This window comes from Pseudomonas sp. 910_21 (assembly GCF_052850735.1).
Genome location: NZ_VXCY01000001.1, coordinates 12,225 through 37,424, shown reverse-complemented (window position 1 = coordinate 37,424; position 25,200 = coordinate 12,225). Strand labels below are relative to the sequence as shown.

Sequence of the window (25,200 nt, the reverse complement as noted above, 5' to 3'; positions counted from 1 at the left end):
AGAACACACGCCGTTTTCAACGGTTTTTTGAGGGGTCAGGGTATGAATAAGTCGTCGTCTGCACAGGGTTCCGAAGATCCGATCCTGCAATGGGTCACCTTCAAGCTGGATAACGAGTCCTACGGCATCAACGTGATGCGCGTCCAGGAAGTCCTGCGCTACACCGAGATCGCTCCGGTACCGGGTGCCCCAAGCTATGTGCTGGGGATCATCAACCTGCGCGGCAATGTGGTCACCGTGATCGACACCCGTCAGCGTTTCGGCCTGGTGCCTACCGAAGTCAACGACAACACCCGGATCGTCATCATCGAAGCCGACAAGCAAGTGGTCGGGATCATGGTCGACAGCGTGGCGGAAGTGGTTTACCTGCGTCAGTCGGAAGTCGAAACCGCGCCAAACGTCGGTAACGAAGAGTCGGCCAAGTTCATTCAGGGCGTCTGCAACAAGAACGGCGAACTGCTGATTCTGGTTGAGCTGGACAAGATGATGAGCGAAGAGGAATGGTCGGAACTGGAGAGTATCTGATTGATCCTCGAGGTAGCGGTGATTGTCCTGGCGATCCTTTGGGTCGCCACTGTGGCGCTATTCCTGTCGTACACCCGCAATCAGCGGCAGATCGCCGCGCAACAGGCCGAAGGCGATGCCGTGCGCGACCAGCGGATCAAGGAACTGGCCAAGCGCGTTGACCATTACCAGAGCGGTACGGTGCGCATGGGCGAGGATCTGCACGAACTGCGAGCGGTAGTGGGCCCCTTGCCGGACAAACTGGCCCAGCTGGAGCAGCGTGACCCTTCCAGCCTGTCCTTCGCCCAGGCCGCGCGCCTGGTGGGCATGGGCGCCAGTGTCGACGAGCTGACCCAGTCCTGCGGCTTGACCCAGGCCGAGGCGGAGCTGGTCAGCAAGCTGCACAAAGGCTAGCCACCAGTCGCAAGCTTCCTCCGGGGAGCTTGCGCTTTAGCGCCTGCTGCGGCCTCTCTTCAATAATCGTCACCGCGCTCGGTGATGTCCTTCTCCAGCTCCACCTGATGCGGATCATGCCCGGCCGGAAACTTGCCCTTGAGGTTCCAGGCGAAGGCGATGATTTCGGCGATGGTCCGGTACAGCTCCGGTGGAATGCTCTCGCCCAATTCCAGACGCGCCAACAGCTTCACCAGCTCGGCATTTTCATAGATCGGCACTTCATAGTCCCGGGCGATCTTCAGGATGGCTTCCGCCAGTTCATCGTCGCCCTTGGCGGTCAGGGTCGGGGCTTGCTGGCCGTCGTACTTGAGGGCAATGGCCTGGCGTGGAGGAGGTGTGTGCTTCATGCGGTTTCGTCGACCCAGCGTTGTTCCAATCGGGTTTGCGGGCCCTGGGGCGGGATGCCCAGGTGGCAGTCCAGGTCGCCGACATCCAGCCCCGAAGCCAGCAGGCGTTCCCGCAGGCTGCCCAGGTGGCTTTCGATCAGGCTCGCGGTGTAGGGGCGTTCGGCCCACAACTGGCTGGACAGCCGGCCTTGAATCAGTTGTGCCTGGACCTGTAAGGGGCCCAGGGGCTCCAGGTCGAAGGCCAGATCGAGCCGCCACAAGGGCTGCTTGGGTTCTCGCTCTTCACGTTTTTGTTGCGGCTCCGGCTCCGGCGCTTCTTCGCGCTGCATTTTGACCTGCAAGGGCACGATGTCCTGCAGGTTGCGCATGGGGATTTCCAGCTGCCAGGTGGTCAATTGCCGGCCATCGTCGGTCTGGCCGCTCTGCTCCAGACTCGCCAGTTGATGGCTCTGCAGGCGTGATACCGCAGCGGCGGCCAGGCGCAGCAAGTGCTCCAGATCACCTTCACCCTCCAGGCTTTGCAGCAGCCGTGCCGGCAGCGGGAACCCGCTGGGCGGCGTCTTGGCGCTGACCTGGCCGAGGGTGCCCAAGGCACTGCGCACGAAGCTCGGTAATGACTGCGCCAGGGTGTTGGCGGCGATGATCGCGTTGAAACTGCTGGAGGCGGGCAGGGCCGGCGTCAACTGCGCGATCAGGCGCAGCAGGTCGCCCTTCATGTCCGGAGCCTGCCCCGGGTTGGCTCCGGCCAGTAGCTTGGCTTCCAGGAACAGGCCGCTGCCCAGCAGGGCCTGGGCCACTCCCCGGGGGCTGCTCAATTGCTGTGGGTCCGGTAGGCCGGCCAGTAGTCGCTCCACGGCGGCCCGCAGGTCGGCTGAAACAGTGGGCAGTGGGCTGTCGGCTGGCAGGTTCTGCAGAACGTTGATCAGTCCGCTCAGGGAGCCTTGGCGGCTTTGCTGGCTAGACAGCTGAGCAGCGATGGCCAGCTGTTCCTGGCGGTTGCTCAGGGGGACGAAATTCAGGGTTTGCGAGTCTGAGACCAAGGCGCTGAGCAGGCTGCCGATACGCAGCGGCTGCGGGCTGTCGATGCTCAGGGTAGCGCCACTTTGCGCGGTGTTGAGCAGGCTTACCAGGGAGCGGTAGATCGCCGGCTGATTGTTGCCCTGAGGCAGGGCTTGCGTGGTCAGCACCTTGCCCTGGAGCAGGGTGCCGGCCGGCAGTTGGGTGGTATCCAGGCGAGTCAGGGCGGCAACGTTGGACGCGATGGCCTGCTGCACGGTGATCGCCAGATTACCCGCAGACGGCTGGGTGACCGCCAGGCTGGTGCCCTGGGGCAGCGGTTGGCTGCTGGTGGCCTGCACGGTGGTTTGCCGGCCGTTGTCCAGGGTGACCTTGAGCAGCAACTGGAAGGTCTGGTCGGCCTGCTTGAGGGACAGCACTTCGGCCTTGGCACTCTGGCCTGCGGCAATCAGGCCTTCAATGGGTTGCACCAGCTTGAGCAGTTCGCCGCTGATCACCTGCGGGCGCGAGGTGCCGGGAGCGGGCGCCTGGGGCAGCGGGAGGATGTTCATTTCGCCTGTCATTCGGACACAACCTGTGGAAATTAGCCCTCATTAGCGTAGGGCTTCGCATGTATAATGCCGCTCGTCTTTGGGGGAGTGGTGAAAACATTGCAAATGTTTGACGCAGCTCTCTAGAACAGGCCGCCAATGCATTTATCCTGCATCCCTTTAACGGCCGCTCCATCGCCGACTTGAACCCGTAAAGGCCCGCTATCCCTTGACCAGCCCTCTTCTCGAAGCCGTAGCACTCGCCTGTGAGCGCGACTGGCGGATGCTGTTTGAACACCTCGAGTTGCGTCTGACGGGCGGAGACATGGTGCAGATCAGCGGCCCCAACGGCAGTGGCAAGACCAGCCTGCTACGTCTGCTGGCCGGCCTGATGCAACCCACCAGCGGCCAGGTACTGCTCAATGGCCAGCCCTTGCATGCCCAGCGTGCCGAACTGGCGCGCAATCTGTTGTGGATCGGCCACGCCGCCGGAATCAAGGATGTCCTGACCCCCGAAGAAAATCTCAACTGGCTCTGTGCTCTGCACCAGTCGGCAACGCGCGACGCCATCTGGCAGGCCCTGGCTGCCGTCGGCCTGCGCGGCTTCGAAGACGTCGCTTGCCACACTCTATCCGCTGGCCAGCAGCGCCGTGTGGCCCTGGCCCGGCTGTATCTGGACGGGCCGCCGCTGTGGATTCTCGACGAGCCCTTCACCGCCCTGGACAAACAGGGTGTAGCCCAGCTCGAGGAGCACCTGGCCAATCATTGTGAGCGTGGCGGCATGGTGGTCCTGACCACTCACCACACTTTGACCCGCATGCCGGCGGGCTACCGCGATCTGGATCTGGGGCGGTGGGCGGCATGAGCGTCTTTGCCCAATTGCTGGCCCGTGAAGCGCGTTTGCTGTTTCGACGCCCGGCGGAGTTGGCCAACCCTCTGGTGTTCTTCGCCATCGTCGTTGCACTGTTCCCGTTGGCCGTGGGACCTGAGACAAATCTGTTGCAAACCTTGTCTCCAGGGCTGGTCTGGGTAGCGGCCTTATTGTCCGTCCTGCTCTCGCTGGACGGGCTTTTTCGCAGTGATTTCGAGGACGGATCCCTTGAACAGTGGGTCCTTTCGTCGCACCCCCTGCCTCTTCTGGTTTTGGCCAAGGTACTGGCACACTGGGCCTTTTCCGGCCTGGCACTGGTATTGCTTGCACCCTTGCTGGCCTTGATGCTCGGCTTGCCTACCGCCTGCCTGCCGGTGTTGTTGCTGTCATTGCTGCTGGGCACTCCGGTGCTGAGCCTGCTTGGCGCAGTGGGTGCAGCCCTGACGGTGGGGTTGAAGCGTGGTGGCTTGCTGCTGGCGTTGCTGATCCTGCCTTTGTACATCCCGGTACTGATTCTCGGCAGTGGCGCCCTGCAGGCGGCACTGCAGGGCATGCCGGCGACAGGTTATCTGCTGTGGCTTGGGAGCCTGACCGCCCTGGCAGTGACCCTTACACCCTTTGCAATAGCTGCTGGCCTGAAGATCAGCGTCGGCGAATAATGAGGTCTGGTTGTTTTTTAACCAGTAAAGACCCTGGCTGTTCGTGAAAGCGAAGAGCAACCGTGATGGAAACAACGAATGAACTGGACTTGGTTTCATAAGCTCGGCTCGCCTAAATGGTTTTACGGCATCAGCGGCAAGCTGCTGCCCTGGCTGAGCGTCGCCGCCGTGTTGCTGATCGGCATCGGCGTGGTCTGGGGCCTGGCCTTTGCGCCACCGGACTACCAGCAAGGCAACAGCTTTCGCATCATCTACATCCATGTGCCGATGGCGATGCTGGCCCAGTCCTGCTACGTAATGCTGGCGGTGTGCGGTGTGGTCGGGCTGGTGTGGAAAATGAAACTGGCCGATGTCGCCCTGCAATGCGCGGCGCCCATCGGGCATTCGATCACCTTCCTGGCCCTGGTAACCGGGGCAATCTGGGGCAAGCCGACCTGGGGCTCCTGGTGGGTCTGGGATGCGCGACTAACGTCGATGCTGATCCTGCTGTTTCTGTACGCAGGTCTGATTGCGCTCAATGCCGCCATCAGCAATCGTGACAGCGCCGCCAAGGCCTGCGCGGTGCTGGCGATTGTCGGCGTGGTGAATATCCCGATCATCAAATACTCGGTGGAGTGGTGGAATACCCTGCACCAGGGGGCGACTTTCACCCTCACCGAAAAGCCCGCCATGCCGGTGGAAATGTGGTTGCCGCTGCTGCTGACGTCCTTGGGTTTCTATTGTTTCTTTGGCGTGCTGCTGTTGCTGCGCATGCGCCTTGAGGTGCTCAAGCGCGAAGCCCGGACCAGCTGGGTCAAGGCCGAAGTCCAACGCAGCCTGGAGGCCGCATAATGAGTTTTGCATCCTTCAGCGATTTTCTTGCCATGGGCCATCACGGCCTCTACGTCTGGTCGGCCTATGGCATTTGCCTGGTCGTCCTGGCTCGTGAGCTGGTGGCGCCGATCCTGGCCCGCAAGCGTTATCTGCAACAAGAGGCGCGTCGTCTGCGCCGGGAGAACGGTAAGTGAATCCGCTGCGTAAAAAGCGTCTTTTGATCATCCTGGCGATTCTGGTCGGCGTCGGCATCGCCGTCGGCCTGGCCCTGAGTGCGCTGAAGGAAAACATCAACCTGTTCTACACCCCGACCCAGATCGCCAACGGCGAAGCACCGCTGGACACGCGGATTCGCGCTGGCGGCATGGTTCAGGCCGGCTCCCTGCAGCGTTCCGCCGACTCCCTGGACGTGAAATTCGTGGTCACCGACTTCAACAAGTCGGTGACCATCACTTACCGCGGCATCCTTCCGGACCTGTTCCGTGAAGGGCAGGGCATCGTCGCCCTGGGCAAGCTCAACGCCGATGGCGTGGTGGTGGCCGATGAAGTGCTGGCCAAGCACGATGAGAAATACATGCCGCCGGAAGTCACCAAGGCCCTGAAAGACAGCGGTCAGTCGGCACCGACACCAGCGAAAGAGGGTTAAGCCATGAGTTCCGCACTGTTCGTTCCCGAACTCGGCCACCTGGCGATGATCCTCGCCCTGTGCTTTGCCCTGGTCCAGGCCGTGGTGCCATTGCTGGGCGCCTGGCGCGGCGACCGCCTGTGGATGAGCCTGGCCCAGCCGGCCGCCTGGGGCCAGTTCGCCTTCCTGGTGTTCGCCTTCGGCTGCCTGACCTACGCCTTCATGAGCGACGACTTCTCGGTGGCCTATGTCGCCAGCAACTCCAACAGCGCCTTGCCCTGGTACTACAAGTTCAGCGCCGTGTGGGGCGCCCACGAAGGCTCGTTGCTGCTCTGGGCGCTGATCCTCGGAGGCTGGACCTTCGCCGTGTCGGTGTTCTCGCGCCAGTTGCCGCAAGTGATGCTGGCCCGGGTGCTGGCGGTGATGGGCATGATCAGCACCGGCTTCCTGCTGTTCCTGATCATGACCTCCAACCCGTTTTCGCGGATTTTGCCCCAGGTGCCGGCGGACGGTCGCGACCTCAACCCGCTGTTGCAGGACATCGGCCTGATCGTCCACCCGCCCATGCTGTACATGGGCTACGTCGGTTTCTCGGTGGCCTTCGCCTTTGCCATCGCCGCGCTGCTCGGCGGTCGCCTGGACGCTGCCTGGGCACGCTGGTCGCGGCCCTGGACCATCGTCGCCTGGGCCTTCCTCGGCATCGGTATCACCCTGGGCTCCTGGTGGGCCTACTACGAACTGGGCTGGGGCGGCTGGTGGTTCTGGGACCCGGTGGAGAACGCGTCCTTCATGCCCTGGCTGGTGGGCACGGCCCTGATCCACTCCCTGGCGGTTACCGAAAAGCGCGGTGTGTTCAAGAGCTGGACCGTGCTGTTGGCCATTGCCGCCTTTTCCCTGAGCCTGCTGGGGACCTTCCTGGTGCGCTCCGGGGTCCTGACGTCGGTGCACGCCTTTGCCTCGGACCCTGAGCGCGGCGTGTTCATCCTGATCTTCCTGCTGTTCGTGGTGGGAGGCTCGCTGACCCTGTTCGCCCTGCGGGCGCCGGTGGTCAAGAGCCATGTGGGCTTCAACCTGTGGTCCCGGGAAACCCTGCTATTGGGTAACAATCTGGTGCTGGTGGTAGCGGCGTCGATGATCCTGCTGGGCACCCTGTATCCGCTGGTGCTGGACGCCCTGACCGGGGCCAAGCTGTCGGTAGGCCCGCCGTACTTCAATGCGCTGTTCATTCCGTTGATGGCGTTGCTGATGGTGGTGATGGCGGTGGGCGTGCTGGTGCGCTGGAAAGACACTCCGGTGAAATGGCTGGCGGGCATGCTCGGTCCGGTGCTGCTGGGCAGCGTGGCCTTGGCCGTGGTGGCCGGCATTGCCTACGGTGACTTCAACTGGGCGGTGCTGGCGACCTTCCTGCTGGCGGCCTGGGTGCTGCTGGCCGGGGTGCGCGACATTTTCGACAAGACCCGCCACAAGGGCCTGATCAAGGGCCTGCCGAGCCTGACTCGCAGCTATTGGGGCATGCAGCTGGCGCACCTGGGCATTGCGGTCTGCGCCCTGGGCGTGGTGCTGTCGAGCCAGAACAGCGCCGAGCGCGACCTGCGCCTGGAGCCGGGCGAGTCCATGGAACTGGCCGGTTATCACTTCATTTTCGAAGGCGCCAAGCATTTCGAAGGGCCGAACTTCACCTCCGACAAGGGCACCGTCCGCGTGGTCCGCAACGGCAAGGAAGTGGCGGTGCTGCATCCGGAAAAACGGCTGTACACCGTGCAGAGTTCGATGATGACCGAAGCCGGCATCGATGCCGGTTTCACCCGTGACCTGTACGTCGCCCTGGGCGAATCCCTGGGTGATGGCGCCTGGGCAGTGCGGGTGCACGTCAAGCCGTTCGTGCGCTGGATCTGGTTCGGCGGCCTGCTCACTGGGTTCGGTGGCTTGCTGGCGGCGATGGATCGGCGTTATCGGGTCAAGGTTAAAAGCCGGGTGCGCGAAGCGCTGGGCATGACAGGAGCCACCGCATGAGACGCTGGATGATGATGTTGCCCCTGGCGGTGTTCCTGGTGGTGGCGGTGTTTCTCTATCGCGGGTTGTATCTGGACCCGGCCGAGCTGCCGTCGGCGATGATCGGCAAGCCGTTCCCCGAGTTCTCCCTGCCCTCGGTGCAGGGCGACAAGACCCTGACCCGCGCCGACCTGCTGGGCAAGCCGGCCTTGGTCAACGTCTGGGGCACTTGGTGCATTTCCTGCCGGGTCGAGCATCCGGTGCTGAACAAGCTCGCCGAGAAGGGCGTGGTGATCTACGGCATCAACTACAAGGACGTCAACGCCGACGCCCTGAAGTGGCTGGCCGAATTCCACAACCCCTACCTGCTGGACGTGCGTGACGAGGAGGGTTCCCTGGGGCTCAACCTGGGTGTCTACGGTGCCCCGGAAACCTTCTTCATCGATGCCAAGGGCATCATCCGTGACAAGTTCGTCGGGGTGATCGACGAAGTGGTGTGGCGCGAACAGCTCGCCGCCAAGTACCAGGCCCTGGTAGATGAGGCCAAGCCATGAAGCGCTGGTTAGCCGCCGCTATCCTCGGCCTGAGCATCGCTGGTGTGGCCCACGCTGCCATTGATACCTACCAGTTCGCCAATGACACTGACCGCGAAAGGTTTCACGAACTGACCAAGGAACTGCGCTGCCCCAAGTGCCAGAACCAGGACATCGCCGATTCCAATGCACCGATTGCCGCCGACCTGCGCAAGGAGATTTTCCGCATGCTCGGCGAGGGCAAGGACAATCAGCAGATCATCGACTTCATGGTGGATCGCTACGGTGACTTCGTGCGTTATAAGCCGGCCCTGACCGGCAAGACCGCCTTGCTCTGGTTCGGCCCTGCCGGCCTGCTGCTGGGCGGCCTGGTGATCATTGCCGTGATTGTCCGGCGTCGTCGCGTCGAGCGCAGCGACAGCCCGAACACGCTTTCCGTCGAAGAGCGTCAGCGCCTCGACCAACTGCTGGATAAAAACCACCCATGATTGATTTCTGGCTTGCAGCAGGTCTGCTGCTCCTGATCGCCCTGAGTTTCCTGTTGATCCCGGTATTGCGTGAGCGTCGTGCCCAACGTGAAGAGGATCGTACCGCGCTGAACGTGGCGCTTTATGAAGAGCGCGTGGCTGAGCTGCACGGCCAGCAAGCGGAAGGCGTGCTCAGTGCCGAGCAGATGGACGCGGGGCGTGCGGAAGCGGCCCGGGAACTGTTGGCGGACACCGAAGGCAGCGGCCCGGCGCGGACCTCGCGCCTGGGCAAGCCGCTGCCGTTGCTGGCGGCGTTGCTGGTACCGGTGCTGGGCCTGGGTCTTTACCTGCACTTTGGTGCCAGCGACAAGGTCGAGCTGACCCGGGAATTCGCCCAGGCGCCGCAGTCCATGGAAGAAATGACCCGGCGCCTGGAGCGCGCGGTGGCGGCCCAGCCGGATTCTGCCGAGGGCCTGTATTTCCTTGGGCGTACCTACATGGCCCAGGACCGTCCAGCGGACGCGGCGAAGATCTTCGAGCGCACCGTGGCCCTGGCCGGACGCCAGCCCGAGCTGTTGGGGCAATGGGCCCAGGCGCAGTACTTTGCCGATAACAAGCAATGGTCGGACAAGGTCCAGGGCTTGACCGATGAAGCGCTGAAGGCCGATCCCAATGAAGTCACCAGTCTCGGGTTGCTGGGTATCGCCGCCTTCGAAGGCGGGCGTTTCCAGGAGGCCATCGATTACTGGAAGCGCCTGCAGGCTCAATTGCCGCCGGAGGACAACTCCCGTGCCGCGTTGCAGGGGGGCATCGATCGCGCCAGCGAGAAACTGCTGGCGGCCGGCGGCAAGGTCGCGGCCGAGCCTGCGGTCAAGGCCAAGGGTGCCTTGCTCAAGGTCCGGGTCGATCTGGCCGCGGAGCTCAAGGCCAAGGTCCAGCCGGGTGACAGTGTGTTCATCTTCGCCCGCGCCACCCAGGGCCCACCCGCGCCCTTGGCAGCCAAGCGCCTGACCGTCGCCGATCTGCCGGCCACTGTGGAGCTGGGTGATAGCGACGCGATGATGCCGCAGTTGAAACTGTCGAACTTCCCTGAAGTCCAACTGGTTGCGCGCATTTCCCGTGCCGGCCAGCCAACGGCCGGCGAGTGGGTCGGGCAGAGCCAGCCCCTGCCCAGCAGCACCACTGCCGCGCAACAGCTGACCATCGACAGTCCGGATCAATAATCAGAGAAGCCGCCATGACCGCCATCGCTCGTATCACCCTGTTGTCACTGGTCCTGGGGTTGAGCGCTTGTACGGTCCACCGGCCGGCGCCGACCTCCTCTGAACCCATCCCGCCCGCGGGACCGAGTACGCGCTCGGTCCCGTCCACGGCTCCCGCTCCCGGCAAGCCCGGCGCGCCGGTTCCCGCCGCCAAGCCTCTGCCACGCACCTCCGCCAGCTTCGCTCCGCCACCCGGCGGGCACAGCCACTGGGATGCACGGCTGGGGGTCTATGTGCTGGATAACCAGAACAACACCTTCTATCGCCAGCGCACCTATTACCGTTGGAACAACGGCTGGAGCCGTTCCATCAGCCCCGACGGTCCCTGGGAAGACACCGACATCCATGGTGTACCTGCAGGGCTGGGGCGCCAGTTCCAGTAATCTGCAACGCTATTGCCTGACTGCATAGGCGCGGGCCAGAGCCCGCGCCGGCCTTGCCGCGGTCAGCGGATTATTTAAGCCCCGCCCAGGCTGGCCGATACAGCGGGGTGTTCCTGAGTATCAGCCGTTGAGCGCCCGATGAAGAAAGACCTGAACAAACCCTATGTCGCGCCGATGGTGTTTTGGCTGGCTGTGGTCTGCGTCCTGCTGCTGTTGTACGGCCTGGGGCCGGCGGACGTGCCGGAGCTGATCTATTTGTCCGTGGCACCGGTGTACCTGCTGGTGGCCTTCGCTTTCATGTACTACGTCTTCTGCTGGAGCCTGATCTCGGTTTTCCGCTTGGGGGAGGTCGGCTGGAAGAAAGTCGACTACGGCTGGCTGCTGCTGGCTGCCCTGGCCCTGATCAGCGCCACCCAGGCGGTGCGGGTGGACTGGTTCCAGAGTGACTACCAGTTGGCACAAAGTGCCCGGGACGCAGCGCAGCGCAGAGTGCTGGCCGAGATCGACGACATGCTCGGCAGCGCTCACTGCAAGGCGGCGCTGGAGCTGCATGAGCCTCAGGATGCCGCCCAGGTCAGCAACCTGTGCGAACGCTTTGGCACATTGGAGCGTTCTGCCGATGGGCGTCTGTCGGCTTTGGCCGTGATCAAGGTGCAGCAGGCCCTGGGCGACCTTCGTGGTGAGTATTCAGCGCCGCTGGTGCAGCAATGGCTGCAGCGCCTGGGGGAAAGCTTCAGTGAGCTGGAGCACCAGCGGGCCGAGGTGCAGCGCTTGCATGGCCTGACTGAGGTCAGTCAGACCGAGAGGCTCTATGGCTACTGCGCACCTTTGCTGCTGGTGATCGCCTTGGCGCTGCGGGCGTCCAAGGTTACCGGCGAGGTACTGCTCAAGGCGCCACGCCGGCGCAAGCTGTGGCTGATCGTCAACCGGCGGGTGGTGATCGACGGCCTGGGCTTTGTCCGCGGTGCCCGTGCGCGTCTGGACGAAGCCCTGAGGAACTGGCGTGTGGCCCATTGGGGCGTGGTGCACCTGTCCTGCCCGTTCATTGCCGGGGCCAGTCCCCAGGACACCCCAGTCCCGGTGAGCCCAGGTTTCTACGAGAACGAGTTCCAGCTCGCCAGTCTTGGCGAGTTCGACAGCAGTGAGTTCGTCCAGTGGGCCGCGATCCAGACCATCGACGTCCTGTATCTGGTGGGTGAAACCGACCTGAGTCTGATCGACCGGCTGCGGCGCTGGGGTGAGGCGACGAATATCGAAGTGCTGGTGCGCGAGCGTATCTGAGGTCAGGGTTTCAGAGACGTTCCAGCAACTGCTCCACATAGTCCACAAACGCCCGGGCCTTGGCACTCACCAGGCGCCCGCCGGGAAACACGGCCCACAGCTGTTGCCGGGGCAGTTGCCAATCCGTGAGCACGGTCTTGACCGCACCCTTGGCCAGCTCCGGGGCAAACATCCATTGCGAGGCCATTGCCAGCCCCTGGTGGGCCAGTACCGATTCACGCAAGCCTTCCGCGGCATTCACTCGAACCCTGCCGCTGACACTCACCCGTTGCTCGTCGTCGCCTTGGGCAAAGTGCCAGAGATTGCCGGGCCCCCGGCTGTAGATCACCGCCTGATGCCCGGTCAGTTCACCGGGATGCTGCGGTTCGCCGTGCTCGGCGAAGTACTCGGGAGTGGCCAGCAGCAGGCGCGGGCACTCGGCGATCTTGCGGGCGATGAGGGTCGAGTCGGCAAGGCTGCCCATGCGCAGGGCCACATCCACTCCCGCCTCCACCAGATTGATGGTGTGATCATCCATCACCACGTCGATCTGCAACTCGGGGTGGCGCTCGAGAAAGGGCCCCAGGTGAGGAACGATATGCAGGCGGGCGAAGGTCACCGCAGCGCAGATACGCAAGGTGCCGCGCAACTGGGAGGCCGAGCCCCGGGCGGCACTTTCCGCTTCGCTGGCTTCCTCCAGGGTGCGTTTGGCCCGTTCGAAGAAGGCCAGGCCGGCTTCGGTGGGGCTCAGGCCGCGAGTGGAGCGCAGCAACAGCCGCACCTGCAGATAGGCCTCCAGCTGGGCGATGCTTTTCGACACGGCGGGCTGACCCAGGTTCAGGCGCCGGGCGGCAGCGGAGAAGGAGCCGCTTTCCACCACATGTACAAAGGTTTCCATCGCGGCCAGGCGGTCCATCGGTTGTCCTTGCTGGGTTGAGAAGGGGTCACTTGGGGAGTGTGTGCCCAAACGTTTATCGGGTCCTGGGCGCACGGCCTAGGTGCGGGCCGCGCGGCGGTTGTCCGCCACCAGCAGGAAGCGCAGCAGGGCCAGCAGTGGAAACCCACTGCCCACCAGCACCACTCCGAGCCAGCCGCCGTGTTCGTACACCGCACTGGCAATCGATGAGCCGAAGGCGCCGCCGATGAAGATGCTGGTCATGTACAGCGCGTTGAGGCGACTGCGACTGTGGGCGTCCAGGGCATACACCGCCCGTTGGCCGAGCACCATGTTCATTTGCACGCAGAAATCCAGGACCACCCCGGTCACTGCCAGGCCGATGACGCTGTAGGCGGGATGGATCAGTGTCGGGATAAAGCTCAGGGCCGCCAGGAGCATGGCCAGCAGCGAGGCGATGCGGGTATGGCCGGCATCCGCGAGGCGTCCGCTGATGGGGGCGGCGATGGCGCCGATGGCACCCACCAGGGCGAAGATCGCGATCTGGCTTTGTGACAGACCGTGATGCCGTGCCAGTTCCAGGGGCGCGGCGGTCCAGAACAGGCTGAAGGTGGCGAACATGCAGCCCTGATAGAAGGCTCGTTGGCGCAGGACCGGTTGCTGGCGCAGCAGGCCGCCCAGGGAGCGCAGCAGTTGGCCGTAGGTGGCGCTGTGGGCCGGCTGGCGCTTGGGTATGGTCAGCATCAATACCAGGCTGATGCCGGCCATCAGCACTGCGGCGGCGATGAACATCGCGCGCCAGCCGAAGAGGTCGGCCACCACGCTGGACACCGGTCGGGCCAGGAGAATCCCCAGCAGCAGGCCGCCCATGATGCCGCCCACCACTCGTCCCCGGGACTCCTCGGGGGCCAGGTGCGCAGCCAGGGGAATGAGGATCTGCACCGAGACCGAACTGAAGCCGATCAGCAGCGATACCAGCAGGAAAGCGTTGGGCTGCTGGGTATACGCAGCCCCCAGCAGACTGGCGATGGCCACCACAGTGGTGATGATCATCAACCGGCGGTTTTCCAGCAGGTCGCCCAGGGGCACCAGGAAGAACAGGCCCAGGGCATAGCCGATCTGGGTCAGGGACACGATCAGGCTGGCCAGGGAGCTGGACAGGCCCAGGTCCGGGGCGATCAGCTCGATGATCGGTTGTGCGTAGTAGATGTTGGCGACGATGGCGCCGCAGCAGAAGGCGAACAGCAGCACCATGCCTCGGGTCATTGTCACGTTGCTGGCGGGCAGCACCTGGGTCGTGGAAGTCATCAGGTTTCTCTTGGCGGCGAAAGGATGGAGCGAGGTTAAGAGACCGCGGGGTAACGCAGTAGAGAGGGCGGGGCGATAGCATTCATTCCTGCTGGGAATAAATGCCTGATTCATGGCGCTCTGGAGATTGCCGGGGCGTGCCGCTGCCGAGGGCTGATGATACATTTACTTACATCTTGTTCGATAGCATGCTCATGTTCTTTACGGCCCCGGGGGCAGCATGCTGCTGCCTTGCACTTTTTCAGTTGAGGAAATCCGTTCCATGAATCGGTCTTTGCTTGGTCTGTTGTGCAGGGTTCAATGCCTGGCCCTGATGCTCATGTTGGGCAGTGTTGCGGCCCAGGCCCAGGATGCTCCGGGCATGCGCATGGGGGTGCGCGGGGAAATCATCGGGATCAGCGGCGATGTCGTGCGGGTGCATGTCAACAGCGGCGAGAACGTCAGTGTCGAGCTGACGCCGCAGACCCAGGTGCGTGGAGTGACCCTGGCCAATATCGAGGACATCAAGCCCGGCAGCTATATCGGCTCGGCCGCGATGCCCATGGCCGACGGCACCCTCAAGGCCCTGGAAGTGCATGTGTTTCCACCGCAACTGGCCGGTACCGGCGATGGTCATCGCCCCTTCGACCTGGTCAAGGGCAGCAGCATGACCAACGGCCGCGTCGGTGATCTGGTGGTGAGCAATGGCCGCACCCTCACCGTCAATTACAAGGACGGGCAGCAGAAGATCCTGGTGCCGGACGATGTGCCCATCGTCAATCTGGCGCCGGGGGATCGCAGCCTGCTCAAGGCCGGGGTCAAGGTGGTGATGTTCGTCACCCAGAGCGCCGATGGCAAACTCACTGCACAGTCGATTTCCGCAGGCAAGGACGGAGTCGCACCGCCGATGTAAGGGCACGCTGCACTGGGCGGTGATGTTGCATTGGCAACCGCGCGCTGAAGCTTGCATTGCCAAATGTTGCTGCGCCGCGCTTGCAGTGGAAGTCGCAGAGGCCTTGGTTTAGGGTTTCCGGTCGTTCAGTGCGGTGGGAGTCCCTTATGGAAAAGTCAACGTTCAACCCAGCCAATGTGTTCAATTCCCTGCAATACGGTTTCAGCCAGGCGGTGGAGGTGCGGGGTGGCCGGCGCCTGCTGCTGTCCGGTCAGGTGGGGGTGGATGAGCAGGAGCGCACCGTGGGACCTGGCCTGCGGCAGCAGACCGAGCAGGCCTTCGACAATATCGAGAGGGTCCTGGCCGAGGCTGGAGGTCAGTTGGCGGATGTGGTGATGTTGCGGATCTACATCGCCGAAGCGGCGCGGGATCAGCAGGAGCACATCAGTGCGGTATTGCTGGAGCGTTTTGCCAGCCAGCCACCGGCGTCCTCATGGATCATCGTCAGCGGATTGTCGCTGCCGGAGTGGTTGATCGAAGTCGAGGCCGAGGCGGTGCTGGATGAGTGTCATCAGGCGGCCGAAGCTGCGCAGTTCAGTTCGGCGCGGGCTCTCTGAGTCCCGGATTGGCGGCATAAAAAAAGCGACCTTTACGGTCGCTTTTTTATTGGCCTATCCGTGTCACTTGGCGTTGGTGTAGATCTGGTCGAAGATCCCGCCGTCGTTGAAGTGGGTCTTCTGCACGCTGCGCCAGTCACCGAAGGTTTTTTCCACCGACAGGAAGTCGACTTTCGGGAAGCGGTCGGTGTACTTGGCCAGGACTTTCGGGTCCCGTGGGCGCAGGTAGTTGTTGGCAGCGATTTCCTGGCCTTCCGGCGACCACAGGTACTTCAGGTATTCCTCGGCCGCAGCGCGGGTGCCTTTCTTCTCCACCACCTTGTCCACCACCGACACCGGTGGCTCGGCTTCAGCGGAAACGCTTGGGTAGATCACTTCGAACTGATCGCGACCGAATTCGCGGGCGATCATTTCCGCCTCGTTCTCGAAGGTCACCAGCACGTCGCCAATCTGGTTGGTCATGAAGGTAGTGGTGGCGGCGCGGCCACCGGTGTCCAGTACCGGTGCCTGCTTGAAGAGCTTGCCGACGAAGTCCTTGGCCTTGTTCTCGTCGCCGCCGTTCTTCAGTACGTAGCCCCAGGCCGAGAGGTAGGTGTAGCGACCGTTACCCGAGGTCTTGGGGTTGGGCACAATCACTTGCACGCCGTCCTTGAGCAGGTCCGGCCAGTCTTTCAGGGCCTTGGGGTTGCCCTTGCGGACGATGAACACCGTGGCCGAGGTGAAGGGGGCGCTGTTGTTCGGCAGGCGCGTCACCCAGTTGTCCGGCACCAGTTTGCCGTTGTCCGCCAGGGCGTTGATGTCGGTGGCCATGTTCATGGTGATGACATCCGCCGGCAGGCCGTCGATCACCGAGCGTGCCTGTTTGCTGGAGCCGCCGAAGGACATCTGCAGGGTGATGTTTTCGTTGTGCTCGGCTTTCCAGTGTTTCTGGAAGGCCGCGTTGTAGTCCTTGTAGAAGTCGCGCATCACGTCGTAGGACACGTTGAGCAGGGTCGGTGCGGCCTGGGCGACGCTGCCCAGGGCCAGGCCGGCGGCCAGAAGCGAGGCGCTGAAGAGTTTTTTCACTGCACATTCCTTTTGTTCGAGAGTGAAGGCAATTTGCCGCCGACTATAGCCGGGGCGCTATATCTCTTTAAAGATTAAAAAGTACTTTGCTTATTCCAGTTTCTTGAACAGCGCATTGCCACAGCGAGAGCAGAAGGCGGCGGCCGGTTCGTGGCTGTTCTTGCGGCACACCGGGCAGTCGTGCTTGAGCTGTTCGCCGCGCATGGCGCTGGCCAACTCCGCGGTGAAAATCCCGGTAGGCACGGCAATGATCGAGTAACCGGTGATCATCACCATGGACGAAATCATCTGGCCGATCACGGTCTTGGGCACGATATCGCCATAGCCTACGGTGGTCAGGGTCACGATGGCCCAGTAGATGCCCTTGGGGATACTGGTAAAACCATGCTCCGGGCCTTCCACCACGTACATCAGGGTGCCGAACACCGTGACCAGGGTGCAGACGCTGAGCAGGAACACCAGGATCTTCTGCTTGCTGCCGCGCAGGGCATCGAGCAGGTAATGGGCCTGTTTCAGGTAGGGCGACAGCTTGAGCACGCGGAAGATCCGCAGCATGCGGATGATGCGAATGATCAACAGGTACTGGGCGTCGCTGTAGTACAGGGCAAGGATGCCGGGGACGATCGCCAGAAGGTCCACCAGGCCATAGAAACTGAAGGCATAGCGCAAGGGTTTGGGGGAGCAATACAGGCGCAGTCCGTACTCGATGGCGAAGATCAGGGTGAAGCCCCATTCGATGTAGGCCAGGACGTCGGCGTAGTTGCTGTGCACCTCGTCGATGCTGTCGAGGATCACGATCACCAGGCTGGCGAGGATGATCAGCAGCAAGGTCGTATCGAAGCGTCTTCCCGCCACCGTATCGGTCTGGAAGATCATCACGTAGAGGCGCTGGCGCCAGTTGTCGCGGTTAACCATGGGAGTCGCCTGAATCAAAGATCAGCGAAGCCTAGGGGGAGTTGCCGGGGGAGCGCAAGGTGCGTTGTCCCCAGGCGTACGGCCCAGGACCCGAGTGGCGGCATGCACCAGCCAGCAGGCCAGGACGAAGGGGGCGGTGAGGGGTGTCAGCCCCAGGGCGACGATGCCCGGGGTGATAAGCAGCGCCAGGCACATCCCTGCCAGTGGTCGCCACGGACGTCGCGACCCTTGGCCCAGGGCCAGGGCCGCCAGTGCACAGTTGTAGCCGCCCAGGCCCAGCAGGGCCCGGTCGGGCTCATGCAGCCATAGCGCCATGGCCAGGCCGCTGGCGGAACCGAGCAGGACCCAGGTCGCGGCGCGGCGGTTGGCCAGCAGCAGGCCGAGGAGAATCAGCAGCCCGGCCAGTGGCTGGCCGAGGAACATGATCTGGCCCAAGCCCTGGAACACGCCGCTCAGCAGGCTCCACATGGACAGGTCGGGCACCGCCTGGGGCATGAGTTGCAAGGGTTCCATCAGGCCCAGCAACAGCCAGCCCAGGACCACGAAGGGCGCGGTGTAGGCTGGCAGGCTTGCGGGGCTGCGGGCCCGTTTCAGCCATTGCTGGGTGATGATCGCACTGAGGCCGCCGGCGGCGATGATCAGCGGCGGCAGCAGCACCGACCAGGGCAGGTACTGGCTCAGCAGCAGGCCCAGGAGCACGCCGTTGTAGCTGAAGAGTCCGGCTTGCCGGTCGGCCTTGGCGTAGCCCCGTTGCTGGGCGGTGAGCAGGCCGGCCAGGGCACCGAGCAGGGCTCCGCCGAGCAGGGCGGGGGCGCTGATCAGGATCGCCAGCAGGCACAGCAGGCCGCACAGCGGGTGGCGCTGGAGGAAAATCTGACTGAAACCGTTGAGCAAGGCAGTGGCCCAGTCGGGGCAGAAGGCATTGAAAGACTGTGAAGGCATGACGAAAGTCGGCGGAGGCGGCGGCCGTCGCACGCAGCGTTCGACCCCAGCGGCATCCTCTTCGGGAGGCGCGCTGCAGGTCGGGGGCGCTGCGGCGGCAGTGGCGGCGGGTCAGAGAAGGGTTTCGACGCGCAGGGAGTTGGTGGTTCCCGGCTGGCCGAACGGCACGCCGGTGGTGATCACCACGGTATCCCCGCGTTTGGCCAAGCCCTGGGCCTGGGCGATTTCCAGGGCCGTGGCACAGACCTCGTCCACTTGGCGCAAGCGGTCATTGACCACCGAGTGCACCCCCCAGGCCAGGCTCAAGCGGCGTGCTGTCTGCAGGTTCGGCGTCAGGTTGAGGATAGGTACCGAAGGACGTTCCCGGGCGGCACGCAGGGTGGAACTGCCGGACTCGCTGTAGTTCACCAGCACCGCCACGGGCAGGATGCTGCACACCCGGCGGATCGCGCAGCTGATGGCGTCGGAAACCGTGGCATCGGCCTGGGGGCGGCTGACGTCCAGCTGAGTCTGGTAATCCGGTCCGGTTTCCACCTGGCGAATGATCTTGCTCATCATCTGCACCGCTTCCAGCGGGTACTCCCCGGAGGCGGTTTCCGCCGAGAGCATTACCGCATCGCTGCCTTCGGCCACGGCATTGGCGACGTCGGTCACTTCGGCGCGGGTGGGCGCCGGGGAGAAACGCATGGACTCCAGCATCTGTGTGGCGACCACTACGGGTTTGCCCAGCTGACGGCAGGTAGTGATGATGTTCTTCTGGATCTGCGGCACGCTTTCCGCCGGTACTTCCACCCCCAGGTCGCCTCTGGCCACCATGATCGCGTCGCTCAGTTCGGCGATTTCCCGCAGTTGGGCCACCGCGGAAGGCTTTTCGATCTTGGCCATCAGGTAGGCCTTGTCGCCAATCAGGGTGCGGGCTTCACGGATGTCTTCCGGACGTTGCACGAAGGACAGCGCCACCCAATCCACGCCCAGTTCCAGGCCGAAGCTCAGGTCGCGGCGGTCCTTGGCGGTGAGCGGGCTGAGGTCGAGCACTGCCTGGGGCACATTGACGCCCTTGCGGTCCGACAGCTCGCCGCCATTGAGCACGGTGGTCTCGATGGCGTCCGCCTGCTTGACGATGACCCGCAGGCGCAGCTTGCCATCGTCCAGCAGCAGGTCCATTCCGGGCTCCAGGGCCGCGATGATTTCCGGGTGCGGCAGGTTGACCCGCTGGGCGGTTCCCGGCGTCGGGTCCAGATCCAGGCGCAGAGCCTGGCCCCGCACCAGCTGGACCTTGCCCTCGGCGAAGGTGCCGACCCGCAGTTTCGGTCCTTGCAGGTCCATGAGGATGCCCAGGGGATGGTTCAACTCGCGTTCGATCTGGCGAATCCACTCATAACGCTGGGCATGGTCGGCGTGGCTGCCGTGGCTGAAGTTGAGCCGGAAGATGTTCACGCCGGCCTGCACCAGTTCGCGGATGTCCTCGATGCTGTCGGTGGCTGGCCCCAGTGTGGCGAGGATTTTGACTTTCTTGTCAGGCGTCATGTTTGGGGTTCTCGAGGATCAGGATGGCGCGGAAGTCGTTGACGTTGGTACGGGTCGGCTCGGTGACGATCAGGTCGCCCAGGGCTGCGAAGTAGCCATAGCCATTGTTGTTGTCCAGCTCGTCGCTGGCGCTCAGGCCCAGGGCCGCAGCACGAGCGTAGCTGTCCGGGGTCATGATCGCCCCGGCATTGTCTTCGGAGCCGTCGATGCCGTCGGTATCACCGGCCAGGGCGTAGATCCCGGGATGACCCTTGAGGCTGTCGGTGAGGCTCAGGAGGAACTCGGCATTGCGGCCGCCACGCCCCTTGCCGCGCACGGTAACCGTGGTTTCACCGCCGGAAAGGATCACACAGGGCGCCGCCAGTGGCTGGCCGTGCAAGGCCACCTGACGGGCGATGCCGGCGTGGACCTTGGCCACTTCCCGGGATTCGCCTTCCAGGTCGCCGAGGATCAGCGGGCTGTAGCCGGCCTGGCGAGCTTTCACCGCGGCGGCTTCCAGGGATTGCTGGGGGCGGGCGATCAACTGGAAGTGGCTGCGTTCCAGGCACGGGTCGCCGGGCTTGACGGTTTCCGAGTCGGGGCTCTGCAACCAGTTGCGCACTGCTGTCGGCACTTCAATGGCGTAGCGCTTGAGAATCGCCAGGGCTTCGGCCGAGGTGCTCGGATCGGCCACTGTGGGGCCGGAAGCGATGACGGTGGCCAGGTCGCCGGGGACGTCGGAAATGGCATAGGTGTAGACCGTCGCCGGCCAGCAGGCCTTGGCCAGGCGTCCGCCCTTGATCGCTGAGAGGTGCTTGCGCACGCAGTTCATCTCGCCGATGGTGGCGCCGGACTTCAGCAGGGCCTTGTTGATAGCCTGCTTGTCGGCCAGGGTGATGCCGGCGGCGGGCAGGGCCAGCAGCGCCGAACCGCCACCGGACAGCAAGAAAATCACCCGATCCTGTTCCGACAGGTTGCTGACCAGTTCCAGTACTCGCTTGGCCACGGCCAGGCCGGCCGCGTCGGGCACCGGGTGAGCGGCCTCGACCACTTCGATCTTGTTGCAGGGGGCGCCGTGGCCGTAGCGGGTGACCACCAGCCCGGAGACTTCGCCCTGCCAGCTGCGTTCCACGACCTGAGCCATGGCCGCCGCTGCCTTGCCGGCACCGATGACGATGACGCGGCCGCTACGGTCGCTGGGGAGATGGGCTTCGAGAACCTGTTGCGGATGGGCGGCGTCGATGGCTGTGGCGAACAGCTCTCGGAGGAATTGTTGCGGATCGACCGACATGGCGGGCTCCCGGATTTCTTGTTATGGGGGGCTTGAAACGGGTGTAGCCGCCACCTCAGGCGGCGACAAGGTCAGCAGGGCCTTTCCCTGGCCCGCCGTGAGGCGTTTCCTGCGAACCTTGGCGCAGCCTGTGGCAGCGGCTACGGATGCTGCTTATTTCTTTTCGCGGATGGAGAAGTTGGCCATGTGTTCCAGGCCCTTGATCAGGGCCGAGTGGTCCCAGTTGCCGCCACCAATAGCGGTGCAGGTGCTGAACACTTGCTGGGTATTGGCGGTGTTGGGCAGGTTGATCCCCAGCTCGCGCGCGCCACTGAGGGCCAGGTTCAGGTCCTTCTGGTGCAGGTTGATGCGGAAGCCCGGATCGAACGTGCCCTTGATCATGCGTTCACCGTGCACTTCGAGGATCTTCGACGAGGCGAAGCCGCCCATCAGCGCTTCACGCACCTTGGCCGGGTCGGCACCGTTTTTCGAGGCGAACAGCAGGGCTTCGGCCACGGCCTGGATGTTCAGGGCGACGATGATCTGGTTGGCGACCTTGGCGGTCTGGCCGTCACCGTTGCCACCCACCAGGGTGATGTTCTTGCCCATGCTCTGGAACAGCGGCAGGGCGCGCTCGAACGCCTGGCTGTCACCGCCGACCATGATGCTCAGGGTCGCGGCCTTGGCCCCGACTTCACCGCCGGACACTGGCGCGTCCAGATACTGCGCGCCTTTCTCGTTGATCTTGGCGGCGAAGGCCTTGGTCGCGGTGGGGGAGATGGAGCTCATGTCGATGACGATCTTGCCCTTGCCGATCCCGGCGGCAACGCCGTCGGCACGCAGCAGTACGTCTTCGACCTGGGGAGTATCGGGCACCATGATGATGACGAATTCGGCTTCCTGGGCCACTTCCCTGGGCGAGGCCAGAGCCACCGCGCCGGCGGCAATCAGGTCGGCCGGGGCCTTGCCATGGTGTTCCGAGAGCAGCAGGGAGTGACCGGCCTTCTGCAGGTTCGCGGCCATAGGGTGGCCCATGATGCCGGTGCCGATAAATCCGATTTTAGCCATGATAAAAATCCTCTATTCAACGGGACCTTGTAGGAGCTGGCTTACCAGCGAAAGCGGCCACGAGGGCGGCGCAAGGCTTGCGGGCCTGTTCGCCGGCAAGCCGGCTCCTACGCAGGTACAGGGTCAGATTGCGTTGTGGGTTTTCAGCCAGCCGAGGCCCGCTTCGGTGGTGGTCAGTGGCTTGTATTCGCAGCCGACCCAGCCCTGGTAGCCGATGCTGTCCAGGTGCTCGAAGAGGAAGCGATAGTTGATTTCGCCGGTGCCTGGTTCGTTGCGCCCGGGGTTGTCCGCCAGCTGGATGTGGTTGATCTGGCTGAGGTGGTTGGCCATGGTCCGCGCCAGGTCACCTTCCATGATTTGCATGTGATAGATGTCGTACTGCAGGAACAGGTTGGCACTGCCCACCTGCTCGCGGATCGACAGCGCCTGGGCGGTGTTGTTGAGGTAGAAGCCGGGAATGTCACGGGTGTTGATGGCTTCCATCACCAGCTTGATGCCGACGGCCTGCAGTTTGTCGGCAGCGTACTTGAGGTTGGCGACGAAGGTCTTTTCCAGCAACGCGGCGTCAGCCCCCTGGGGGCGGATGCCGGCCAGGCAGTTGATCTGGGTGTTGCCCAGGACCTGGGCGTAGGCGATGGCCAGGTCGACTCCGGCACGGAACTCCTCGACCCGGTCGGGCAGGCAGGCGATACCGCGTTCACCCTTGCCCCAGTCGCCGGCCGGCAGGTTGAACAGCACCTGGGTCAGGCCGTGGGCATCGAGTTGAGCCTTGATCTCGGCAGAGCTGAATTCGTAGGGGAACAGGTATTCGACGCCACTGAAGCCGGCATCGGCGGCGGCCTTGAAGCGGGCGAGGAAGTCCTGTTCGGTGAACAGCATGGACAGGTTGGCGGCAAAGCGCGGCATGGTGATCTCCTGTGAATCGGTGAAGCCTGTAGAGCGGGCGAAGGCTGCGGTCGGGCTGCCCCGGCAGCGCCTCTTGAAGAGGGTGCGGGGCAGATCTCGGCCAGGTTCTGCGAACCTGATGGCAGCCTGGGGTTGCGGCTACAGGGTTTAGTCGAGCAGGGAAATTGCGGTAGGGGCGTCGTTGCCCACCAGCGCCAGGTCTTCGAACTCGTTGACCGCGTTGATTTCGGTGCCCATGGAAATGTTGGTTACGCGCTCCAGGATGATCTCCACGACCACCGGTACCTTGAAGGTCTGGAGCATTTCCTGGGCCTGGCGCAGGGCCGGCTGGATGTCCTTGGGTTCGAACACCCGCAGGGCCTTGCAGCCCAGGCCTTCGGCGACCGCAACGTGGTCCACGCCGTAGCCGTTGAGCTCCGGTGCGTTGAGGTTGTCGAAGGACAGCTGTACGCAGTAGTCCATCTCGAAGCCGCGCTGGGCCTGGCGGATCAGGCCCAGGTAGGAGTTGTTCACCACGACATGGATGTACGGCAGGTTGAACTGCGCCCCTACTGCCAGCTCTTCGATCATGAACTGGAAGTCGTAGTCGCCGGACAAGGCCACCACCTGGCGGTTCGGATCGGCCTTGACCACACCGAGGGCGGCGGGGATGGTCCAGCCCAATGGGCCGGCCTGACCGCAGTTGATCCAGTGGCGTGGCTTGTAGACGTGGAGGAACTGCGCACCGGCAATCTGCGACAGGCCGATGGTGCTGACGTAGCAGGTGTCCTTGCCGAATACCTGGTTCATCTCTTCATAGACCCGTTGCGGCTTGACCGGCACGTTGTCGAAGTGGGTCTTGCGGTGCAGGCTGGCCTTGCGCTGCTGGCAGTCATGCAGCCAGGCGCTGCGATCTTTCAACTTGCCGGCGGTCTGCCATTCGCGAGCCACTTCCAGCAGCACGGTCAGGGCGCTGCCGGCGTCGGAGACGATGCCCAGGTCCGGCGTGAATACCCGGCCGATCTGGGTTGGCTCGATGTCCACGTGAATGAACTTGCGGCCTTCGGTGTAGACGTCCACCGAGCCGGTGTGACGGTTGGCCCAGCGGTTGCCGATGCCCAGCACCGCGTCGGATTTGAGCAGGGTGGCGTTGCCGTAGCGATGGGACGTCTGCAGGCCGACCATGCCCACCATCTGCGGGTGATCGTCAGGGATGGTGCCCCAGCCCATCAGGGTCGGGATCACTGGAATGCCGGTCAGCTCGGCGAACTCCACCAGCAGGTCGCTGGCATCGGCGTTGATCACACCGCCACCGGCCACCAGCAGCGGGCGCTCGGCCTGATCCAGCAGGGCCAGGGCTTTCTCGGCCTGGATCCGGGTCGCGGTTGGCTTGGCCAGGGGCAGGGGCTGGTAGGCATCGATATCGAATTCGATTTCCGCCATCTGCACGTCGAATGGCAGGTCGATCAGCACCGGACCAGGACGGCCGGAGCGCATTTCATAGAAGGCTTTCTGGAAGGCATAGGGCACCTGGCCCGGTTCCAGCACGGTGGTGGCCCACTTGGTCACCGGCTTGACGATGCTGGTGATGTCCACGGCCTGGAAGTCTTCCTTGTGCAGGCGGGCCCGGGGCGCCTGGCCGGTGATGCAGAGAATCGGGATCGAGTCGGCCGAGGCGCTGTACAGGCCCGTGACCATGTCGGTGCCGGCCGGCCCGGAAGTGCCGATGCACACGCCGATATTGCCGGCCTTGGTGCGGGTGTAGCCCTCGGCCATGTGCGAGGCGCCTTCAACGTGGCGAGCGAGGACGTGATCGATGCCTCCGACTTTCTGCAGCGCGGAATACAGCGGGTTGATGGCGGCACCCGGGATGCCAAAAGCGGTATCGACCCCTTCGCGGCGCATCACCAGAACGGCGGCTTCGATTGCTCTCATTTTGCTCATGGTTTTGTGCCTCTTACGTTTTGTAATTGTATACAAGTGGCTTTTCGCAAAGTGTATTCACGGCGGACGGCGCAGGTCAATGGATTTTCTTGAGGGGTAACGGCTTTTGACCAGGCCTCGATAAACCGGCGTCCTTTTGTCGCATGAGTTGGTTTTCGAGAATTATTGTATACAAAAATTAATTTCATTGTGTTC

Annotated in this window: 27 protein-coding genes; 15 read left to right on the top strand and 12 right to left on the bottom strand. The window is 63.5% G+C overall.

What is annotated here, in order from left to right; genetic code table 11:
• The first annotated feature begins 42 nt into the window (after nt 1-42).
• Together FW796_RS00190 and FW796_RS00185 are read left to right on the top strand one after the other, a co-directional pair.
• Complete coding sequence (locus FW796_RS00190) at nt 43-525, top strand: chemotaxis protein CheW (RefSeq protein ID WP_011060011.1); 483 nt, start codon at nt 43-45, stop codon at nt 523-525.
• Nucleotides 526-918, top strand: coding sequence for a DUF2802 domain-containing protein (locus FW796_RS00185; protein ID WP_123723879.1), 393 nt, complete (start codon nt 526-528; stop codon nt 916-918). It abuts the gene before it with no gap.
• A gap of 59 nt (nt 919-977) precedes the next feature.
• Here FW796_RS00185 and FW796_RS00180 read toward each other — a convergent pair whose 3' ends face one another.
• Together FW796_RS00180 and fliK are read right to left on the bottom strand one after the other, a co-directional pair.
• Nucleotides 978-1,307: an EscU/YscU/HrcU family type III secretion system export apparatus switch protein gene (locus FW796_RS00180; protein WP_102878869.1), complete on the bottom strand. Its 330-nt coding sequence runs from the start codon at nt 1,305-1,307 to the stop codon at nt 978-980.
• Nucleotides 1,304-2,887 (bottom strand): flagellar hook-length control protein FliK, encoded by a 1,584-nt coding sequence (fliK, locus tag FW796_RS00175; RefSeq protein ID WP_346631975.1) that lies wholly within the window; start codon nt 2,885-2,887, stop codon nt 1,304-1,306. Before fliK ends, FW796_RS00180 begins: the two co-directional genes overlap by 4 nt.
• A 196-nt stretch (nt 2,888-3,083) precedes the next feature.
• Between fliK and ccmA the strand changes: the two genes are divergently transcribed.
• The 11 genes from ccmA to FW796_RS00120 all read left to right on the top strand — a co-directional run bounded on the left by ccmA (nt 3,084) and on the right by FW796_RS00120 (nt 11,740).
• Nucleotides 3,084-3,719, top strand: a complete 636-nt coding sequence (gene ccmA / locus FW796_RS00170) for a cytochrome c biogenesis heme-transporting ATPase CcmA (RefSeq protein ID WP_346631974.1) — start codon at nt 3,084-3,086, stop codon at nt 3,717-3,719.
• A complete protein-coding gene (gene ccmB, locus FW796_RS00165; protein ID WP_060841898.1) occupies nt 3,716-4,384 on the top strand; it encodes a heme exporter protein CcmB in 669 nt (222 codons plus the stop codon). The genes ccmA and ccmB overlap by 4 nt, the downstream gene beginning before the upstream one ends.
• Nucleotides 4,385-4,462: 78 nt before the next feature.
• Nucleotides 4,463-5,215, top strand: coding sequence for a heme ABC transporter permease (locus FW796_RS00160; RefSeq protein ID WP_346631973.1), 753 nt, complete (start codon nt 4,463-4,465; stop codon nt 5,213-5,215).
• A complete protein-coding gene (gene ccmD / locus FW796_RS00155; protein ID WP_011060018.1) occupies nt 5,215-5,391 on the top strand; it encodes a heme exporter protein CcmD in 177 nt (58 codons plus the stop codon). The genes FW796_RS00160 and ccmD overlap by 1 nt, the downstream gene beginning before the upstream one ends.
• Nucleotides 5,388-5,843 carry a cytochrome c maturation protein CcmE gene (gene ccmE, locus FW796_RS00150; RefSeq protein WP_011060019.1) on the top strand — a complete coding sequence of 152 codons (456 nt, stop codon included), beginning with the start codon at nt 5,388-5,390 and terminating at the stop codon, nt 5,841-5,843. Before ccmD ends, ccmE begins: the two co-directional genes overlap by 4 nt.
• Nucleotides 5,844-5,846: 3 nt before the next feature.
• A complete protein-coding gene (locus FW796_RS00145) occupies nt 5,847-7,835 on the top strand; it encodes a heme lyase CcmF/NrfE family subunit (protein WP_346631971.1) in 1,989 nt (662 codons plus the stop codon).
• Entirely contained in the window at nt 7,832-8,368 is a 537-nt protein-coding gene (locus FW796_RS00140) for a DsbE family thiol:disulfide interchange protein (RefSeq protein WP_060838164.1), read from the top strand. Before FW796_RS00145 ends, FW796_RS00140 begins: the two co-directional genes overlap by 4 nt.
• Nucleotides 8,365-8,835, top strand: coding sequence for a cytochrome c-type biogenesis protein (locus FW796_RS00135; protein ID WP_346631970.1), 471 nt, complete (start codon nt 8,365-8,367; stop codon nt 8,833-8,835). Before FW796_RS00140 ends, FW796_RS00135 begins: the two co-directional genes overlap by 4 nt.
• Nucleotides 8,832-10,037, top strand: a complete 1,206-nt coding sequence (gene ccmI / locus FW796_RS00130) for a c-type cytochrome biogenesis protein CcmI (protein WP_446438879.1) — start codon at nt 8,832-8,834, stop codon at nt 10,035-10,037. Before FW796_RS00135 ends, ccmI begins: the two co-directional genes overlap by 4 nt.
• A gap of 14 nt (nt 10,038-10,051) precedes the next feature.
• A complete protein-coding gene (locus tag FW796_RS00125; RefSeq protein WP_446438878.1) occupies nt 10,052-10,459 on the top strand; it encodes a hypothetical protein in 408 nt (135 codons plus the stop codon).
• 138 nt (nt 10,460-10,597) lie between these two features.
• A complete protein-coding gene (locus tag FW796_RS00120) occupies nt 10,598-11,740 on the top strand; it encodes a hypothetical protein (protein WP_446438877.1) in 1,143 nt (380 codons plus the stop codon).
• Nucleotides 11,741-11,750: 10 nt separating this feature from the next.
• Here FW796_RS00120 and FW796_RS00115 read toward each other — a convergent pair whose 3' ends face one another.
• Both FW796_RS00115 and FW796_RS00110 read right to left on the bottom strand, forming a co-directional pair.
• Nucleotides 11,751-12,635 carry a LysR family transcriptional regulator gene (locus tag FW796_RS00115; protein ID WP_446438876.1) on the bottom strand — a complete coding sequence of 295 codons (885 nt, stop codon included), beginning with the start codon at nt 12,633-12,635 and terminating at the stop codon, nt 11,751-11,753.
• Between the two features lie 78 nt (nt 12,636-12,713).
• Nucleotides 12,714-13,922 (bottom strand): MFS transporter, encoded by a 1,209-nt coding sequence (locus FW796_RS00110; RefSeq protein ID WP_346631966.1) that lies wholly within the window; start codon nt 13,920-13,922, stop codon nt 12,714-12,716.
• A gap of 262 nt (nt 13,923-14,184) precedes the next feature.
• Between FW796_RS00110 and FW796_RS00105 the strand changes: the two genes are divergently transcribed.
• Nucleotides 14,185-14,814, top strand: a complete 630-nt coding sequence (locus FW796_RS00105) for a hypothetical protein (RefSeq protein ID WP_446438875.1) — start codon at nt 14,185-14,187, stop codon at nt 14,812-14,814.
• Between the two features lie 146 nt (nt 14,815-14,960).
• Complete coding sequence (locus FW796_RS00100) at nt 14,961-15,410, top strand: RidA family protein (RefSeq protein WP_446438874.1); 450 nt, start codon at nt 14,961-14,963, stop codon at nt 15,408-15,410.
• A gap of 63 nt (nt 15,411-15,473) precedes the next feature.
• Here the strand turns inward: FW796_RS00100 and FW796_RS00095 are convergent, their stop codons facing one another.
• From FW796_RS00095 to gcl, 8 genes are all read right to left on the bottom strand, one after another.
• Nucleotides 15,474-16,475 carry a sulfate ABC transporter substrate-binding protein gene (locus FW796_RS00095; protein WP_011060028.1) on the bottom strand — a complete coding sequence of 334 codons (1,002 nt, stop codon included), beginning with the start codon at nt 16,473-16,475 and terminating at the stop codon, nt 15,474-15,476.
• A 90-nt stretch (nt 16,476-16,565) separates the two neighbouring features.
• Entirely contained in the window at nt 16,566-17,390 is an 825-nt protein-coding gene (locus FW796_RS00090) for an ion transporter (protein ID WP_123723866.1), read from the bottom strand.
• Between the two features lie 21 nt (nt 17,391-17,411).
• Nucleotides 17,412-18,332, bottom strand: a complete 921-nt coding sequence (locus FW796_RS00085) for an urea transporter (RefSeq protein ID WP_446438873.1) — start codon at nt 18,330-18,332, stop codon at nt 17,412-17,414.
• 111 nt (nt 18,333-18,443) lie between these two features.
• Nucleotides 18,444-19,859, bottom strand: coding sequence for a pyruvate kinase (gene pyk, locus FW796_RS00080; RefSeq protein WP_346631963.1), 1,416 nt, complete (start codon nt 19,857-19,859; stop codon nt 18,444-18,446).
• Nucleotides 19,849-21,129, bottom strand: coding sequence for a glycerate kinase type-2 family protein (locus FW796_RS00075; protein WP_446438872.1), 1,281 nt, complete (start codon nt 21,127-21,129; stop codon nt 19,849-19,851). The genes pyk and FW796_RS00075 overlap by 11 nt, the downstream gene beginning before the upstream one ends.
• A gap of 153 nt (nt 21,130-21,282) precedes the next feature.
• Nucleotides 21,283-22,176 carry a 2-hydroxy-3-oxopropionate reductase gene (locus tag FW796_RS00070; protein ID WP_346631961.1) on the bottom strand — a complete coding sequence of 298 codons (894 nt, stop codon included), beginning with the start codon at nt 22,174-22,176 and terminating at the stop codon, nt 21,283-21,285.
• A 123-nt stretch (nt 22,177-22,299) separates the two neighbouring features.
• On the bottom strand, nt 22,300-23,082 hold the full coding sequence (gene hyi, locus FW796_RS00065; RefSeq protein ID WP_253084451.1) for a hydroxypyruvate isomerase: 783 nt from the start codon (nt 23,080-23,082) through the stop codon (nt 22,300-22,302).
• Between the two features lie 147 nt (nt 23,083-23,229).
• Nucleotides 23,230-25,005, bottom strand: coding sequence for a glyoxylate carboligase (gcl, locus tag FW796_RS00060; RefSeq protein ID WP_402894234.1), 1,776 nt, complete (start codon nt 25,003-25,005; stop codon nt 23,230-23,232).
• Nucleotides 25,006-25,200: the final 195 nt, after the last annotated feature.

Bases quoted from the DNA above. Each gene is read 5' to 3' on its own strand.
- FW796_RS00180 (WP_102878869.1), bottom strand. From the start codon at position 1,307: ATGAAGCACACACCTCCTCCACGCCAGGCCATTGCCCTCAAGTACGAC.
- ccmB (WP_060841898.1), top strand. From the start codon at position 3,716: ATGAGCGTCTTTGCCCAATTGCTGGCCCGTGAAGCGCGTTTGCTGTTT.
- FW796_RS00085 (WP_446438873.1), bottom strand. From the start codon at position 18,332: ATGCCTTCACAGTCTTTCAATGCCTTCTGCCCCGACTGGGCCACTGCC.
- ccmI (WP_446438879.1), top strand. From the start codon at position 8,832: ATGATTGATTTCTGGCTTGCAGCAGGTCTGCTGCTCCTGATCGCCCTG.
- FW796_RS00145 (WP_346631971.1), top strand. From the start codon at position 5,847: ATGAGTTCCGCACTGTTCGTTCCCGAACTCGGCCACCTGGCGATGATC.
- FW796_RS00100 (WP_446438874.1), top strand. From the start codon at position 14,961: ATGGAAAAGTCAACGTTCAACCCAGCCAATGTGTTCAATTCCCTGCAA.
- FW796_RS00090 (WP_123723866.1), bottom strand. From the start codon at position 17,390: ATGGTTAACCGCGACAACTGGCGCCAGCGCCTCTACGTGATGATCTTC.
- pyk (WP_346631963.1), bottom strand. From the start codon at position 19,859: ATGACGCCTGACAAGAAAGTCAAAATCCTCGCCACACTGGGGCCAGCC.
- FW796_RS00190 (WP_011060011.1), top strand. From the start codon at position 43: ATGAATAAGTCGTCGTCTGCACAGGGTTCCGAAGATCCGATCCTGCAA.
- ccmD (WP_011060018.1), top strand. From the start codon at position 5,215: ATGAGTTTTGCATCCTTCAGCGATTTTCTTGCCATGGGCCATCACGGC.
- FW796_RS00110 (WP_346631966.1), bottom strand. From the start codon at position 13,922: ATGACTTCCACGACCCAGGTGCTGCCCGCCAGCAACGTGACAATGACC.
- FW796_RS00125 (WP_446438878.1), top strand. From the start codon at position 10,052: ATGACCGCCATCGCTCGTATCACCCTGTTGTCACTGGTCCTGGGGTTG.
- FW796_RS00120 (WP_446438877.1), top strand. From the start codon at position 10,598: ATGAAGAAAGACCTGAACAAACCCTATGTCGCGCCGATGGTGTTTTGG.
- fliK (WP_346631975.1), bottom strand. From the start codon at position 2,887: ATGACAGGCGAAATGAACATCCTCCCGCTGCCCCAGGCGCCCGCTCCC.
- FW796_RS00135 (WP_346631970.1), top strand. From the start codon at position 8,365: ATGAAGCGCTGGTTAGCCGCCGCTATCCTCGGCCTGAGCATCGCTGGT.
- FW796_RS00115 (WP_446438876.1), bottom strand. From the start codon at position 12,635: ATGGACCGCCTGGCCGCGATGGAAACCTTTGTACATGTGGTGGAAAGC.
- FW796_RS00070 (WP_346631961.1), bottom strand. From the start codon at position 22,176: ATGGCTAAAATCGGATTTATCGGCACCGGCATCATGGGCCACCCTATG.
- FW796_RS00075 (WP_446438872.1), bottom strand. From the start codon at position 21,129: ATGTCGGTCGATCCGCAACAATTCCTCCGAGAGCTGTTCGCCACAGCC.
- FW796_RS00140 (WP_060838164.1), top strand. From the start codon at position 7,832: ATGAGACGCTGGATGATGATGTTGCCCCTGGCGGTGTTCCTGGTGGTG.
- hyi (WP_253084451.1), bottom strand. From the start codon at position 23,082: ATGCCGCGCTTTGCCGCCAACCTGTCCATGCTGTTCACCGAACAGGAC.
- FW796_RS00105 (WP_446438875.1), top strand. From the start codon at position 14,185: ATGAATCGGTCTTTGCTTGGTCTGTTGTGCAGGGTTCAATGCCTGGCC.
- FW796_RS00160 (WP_346631973.1), top strand. From the start codon at position 4,463: ATGAACTGGACTTGGTTTCATAAGCTCGGCTCGCCTAAATGGTTTTAC.
- gcl (WP_402894234.1), bottom strand. From the start codon at position 25,005: ATGAGCAAAATGAGAGCAATCGAAGCCGCCGTTCTGGTGATGCGCCGC.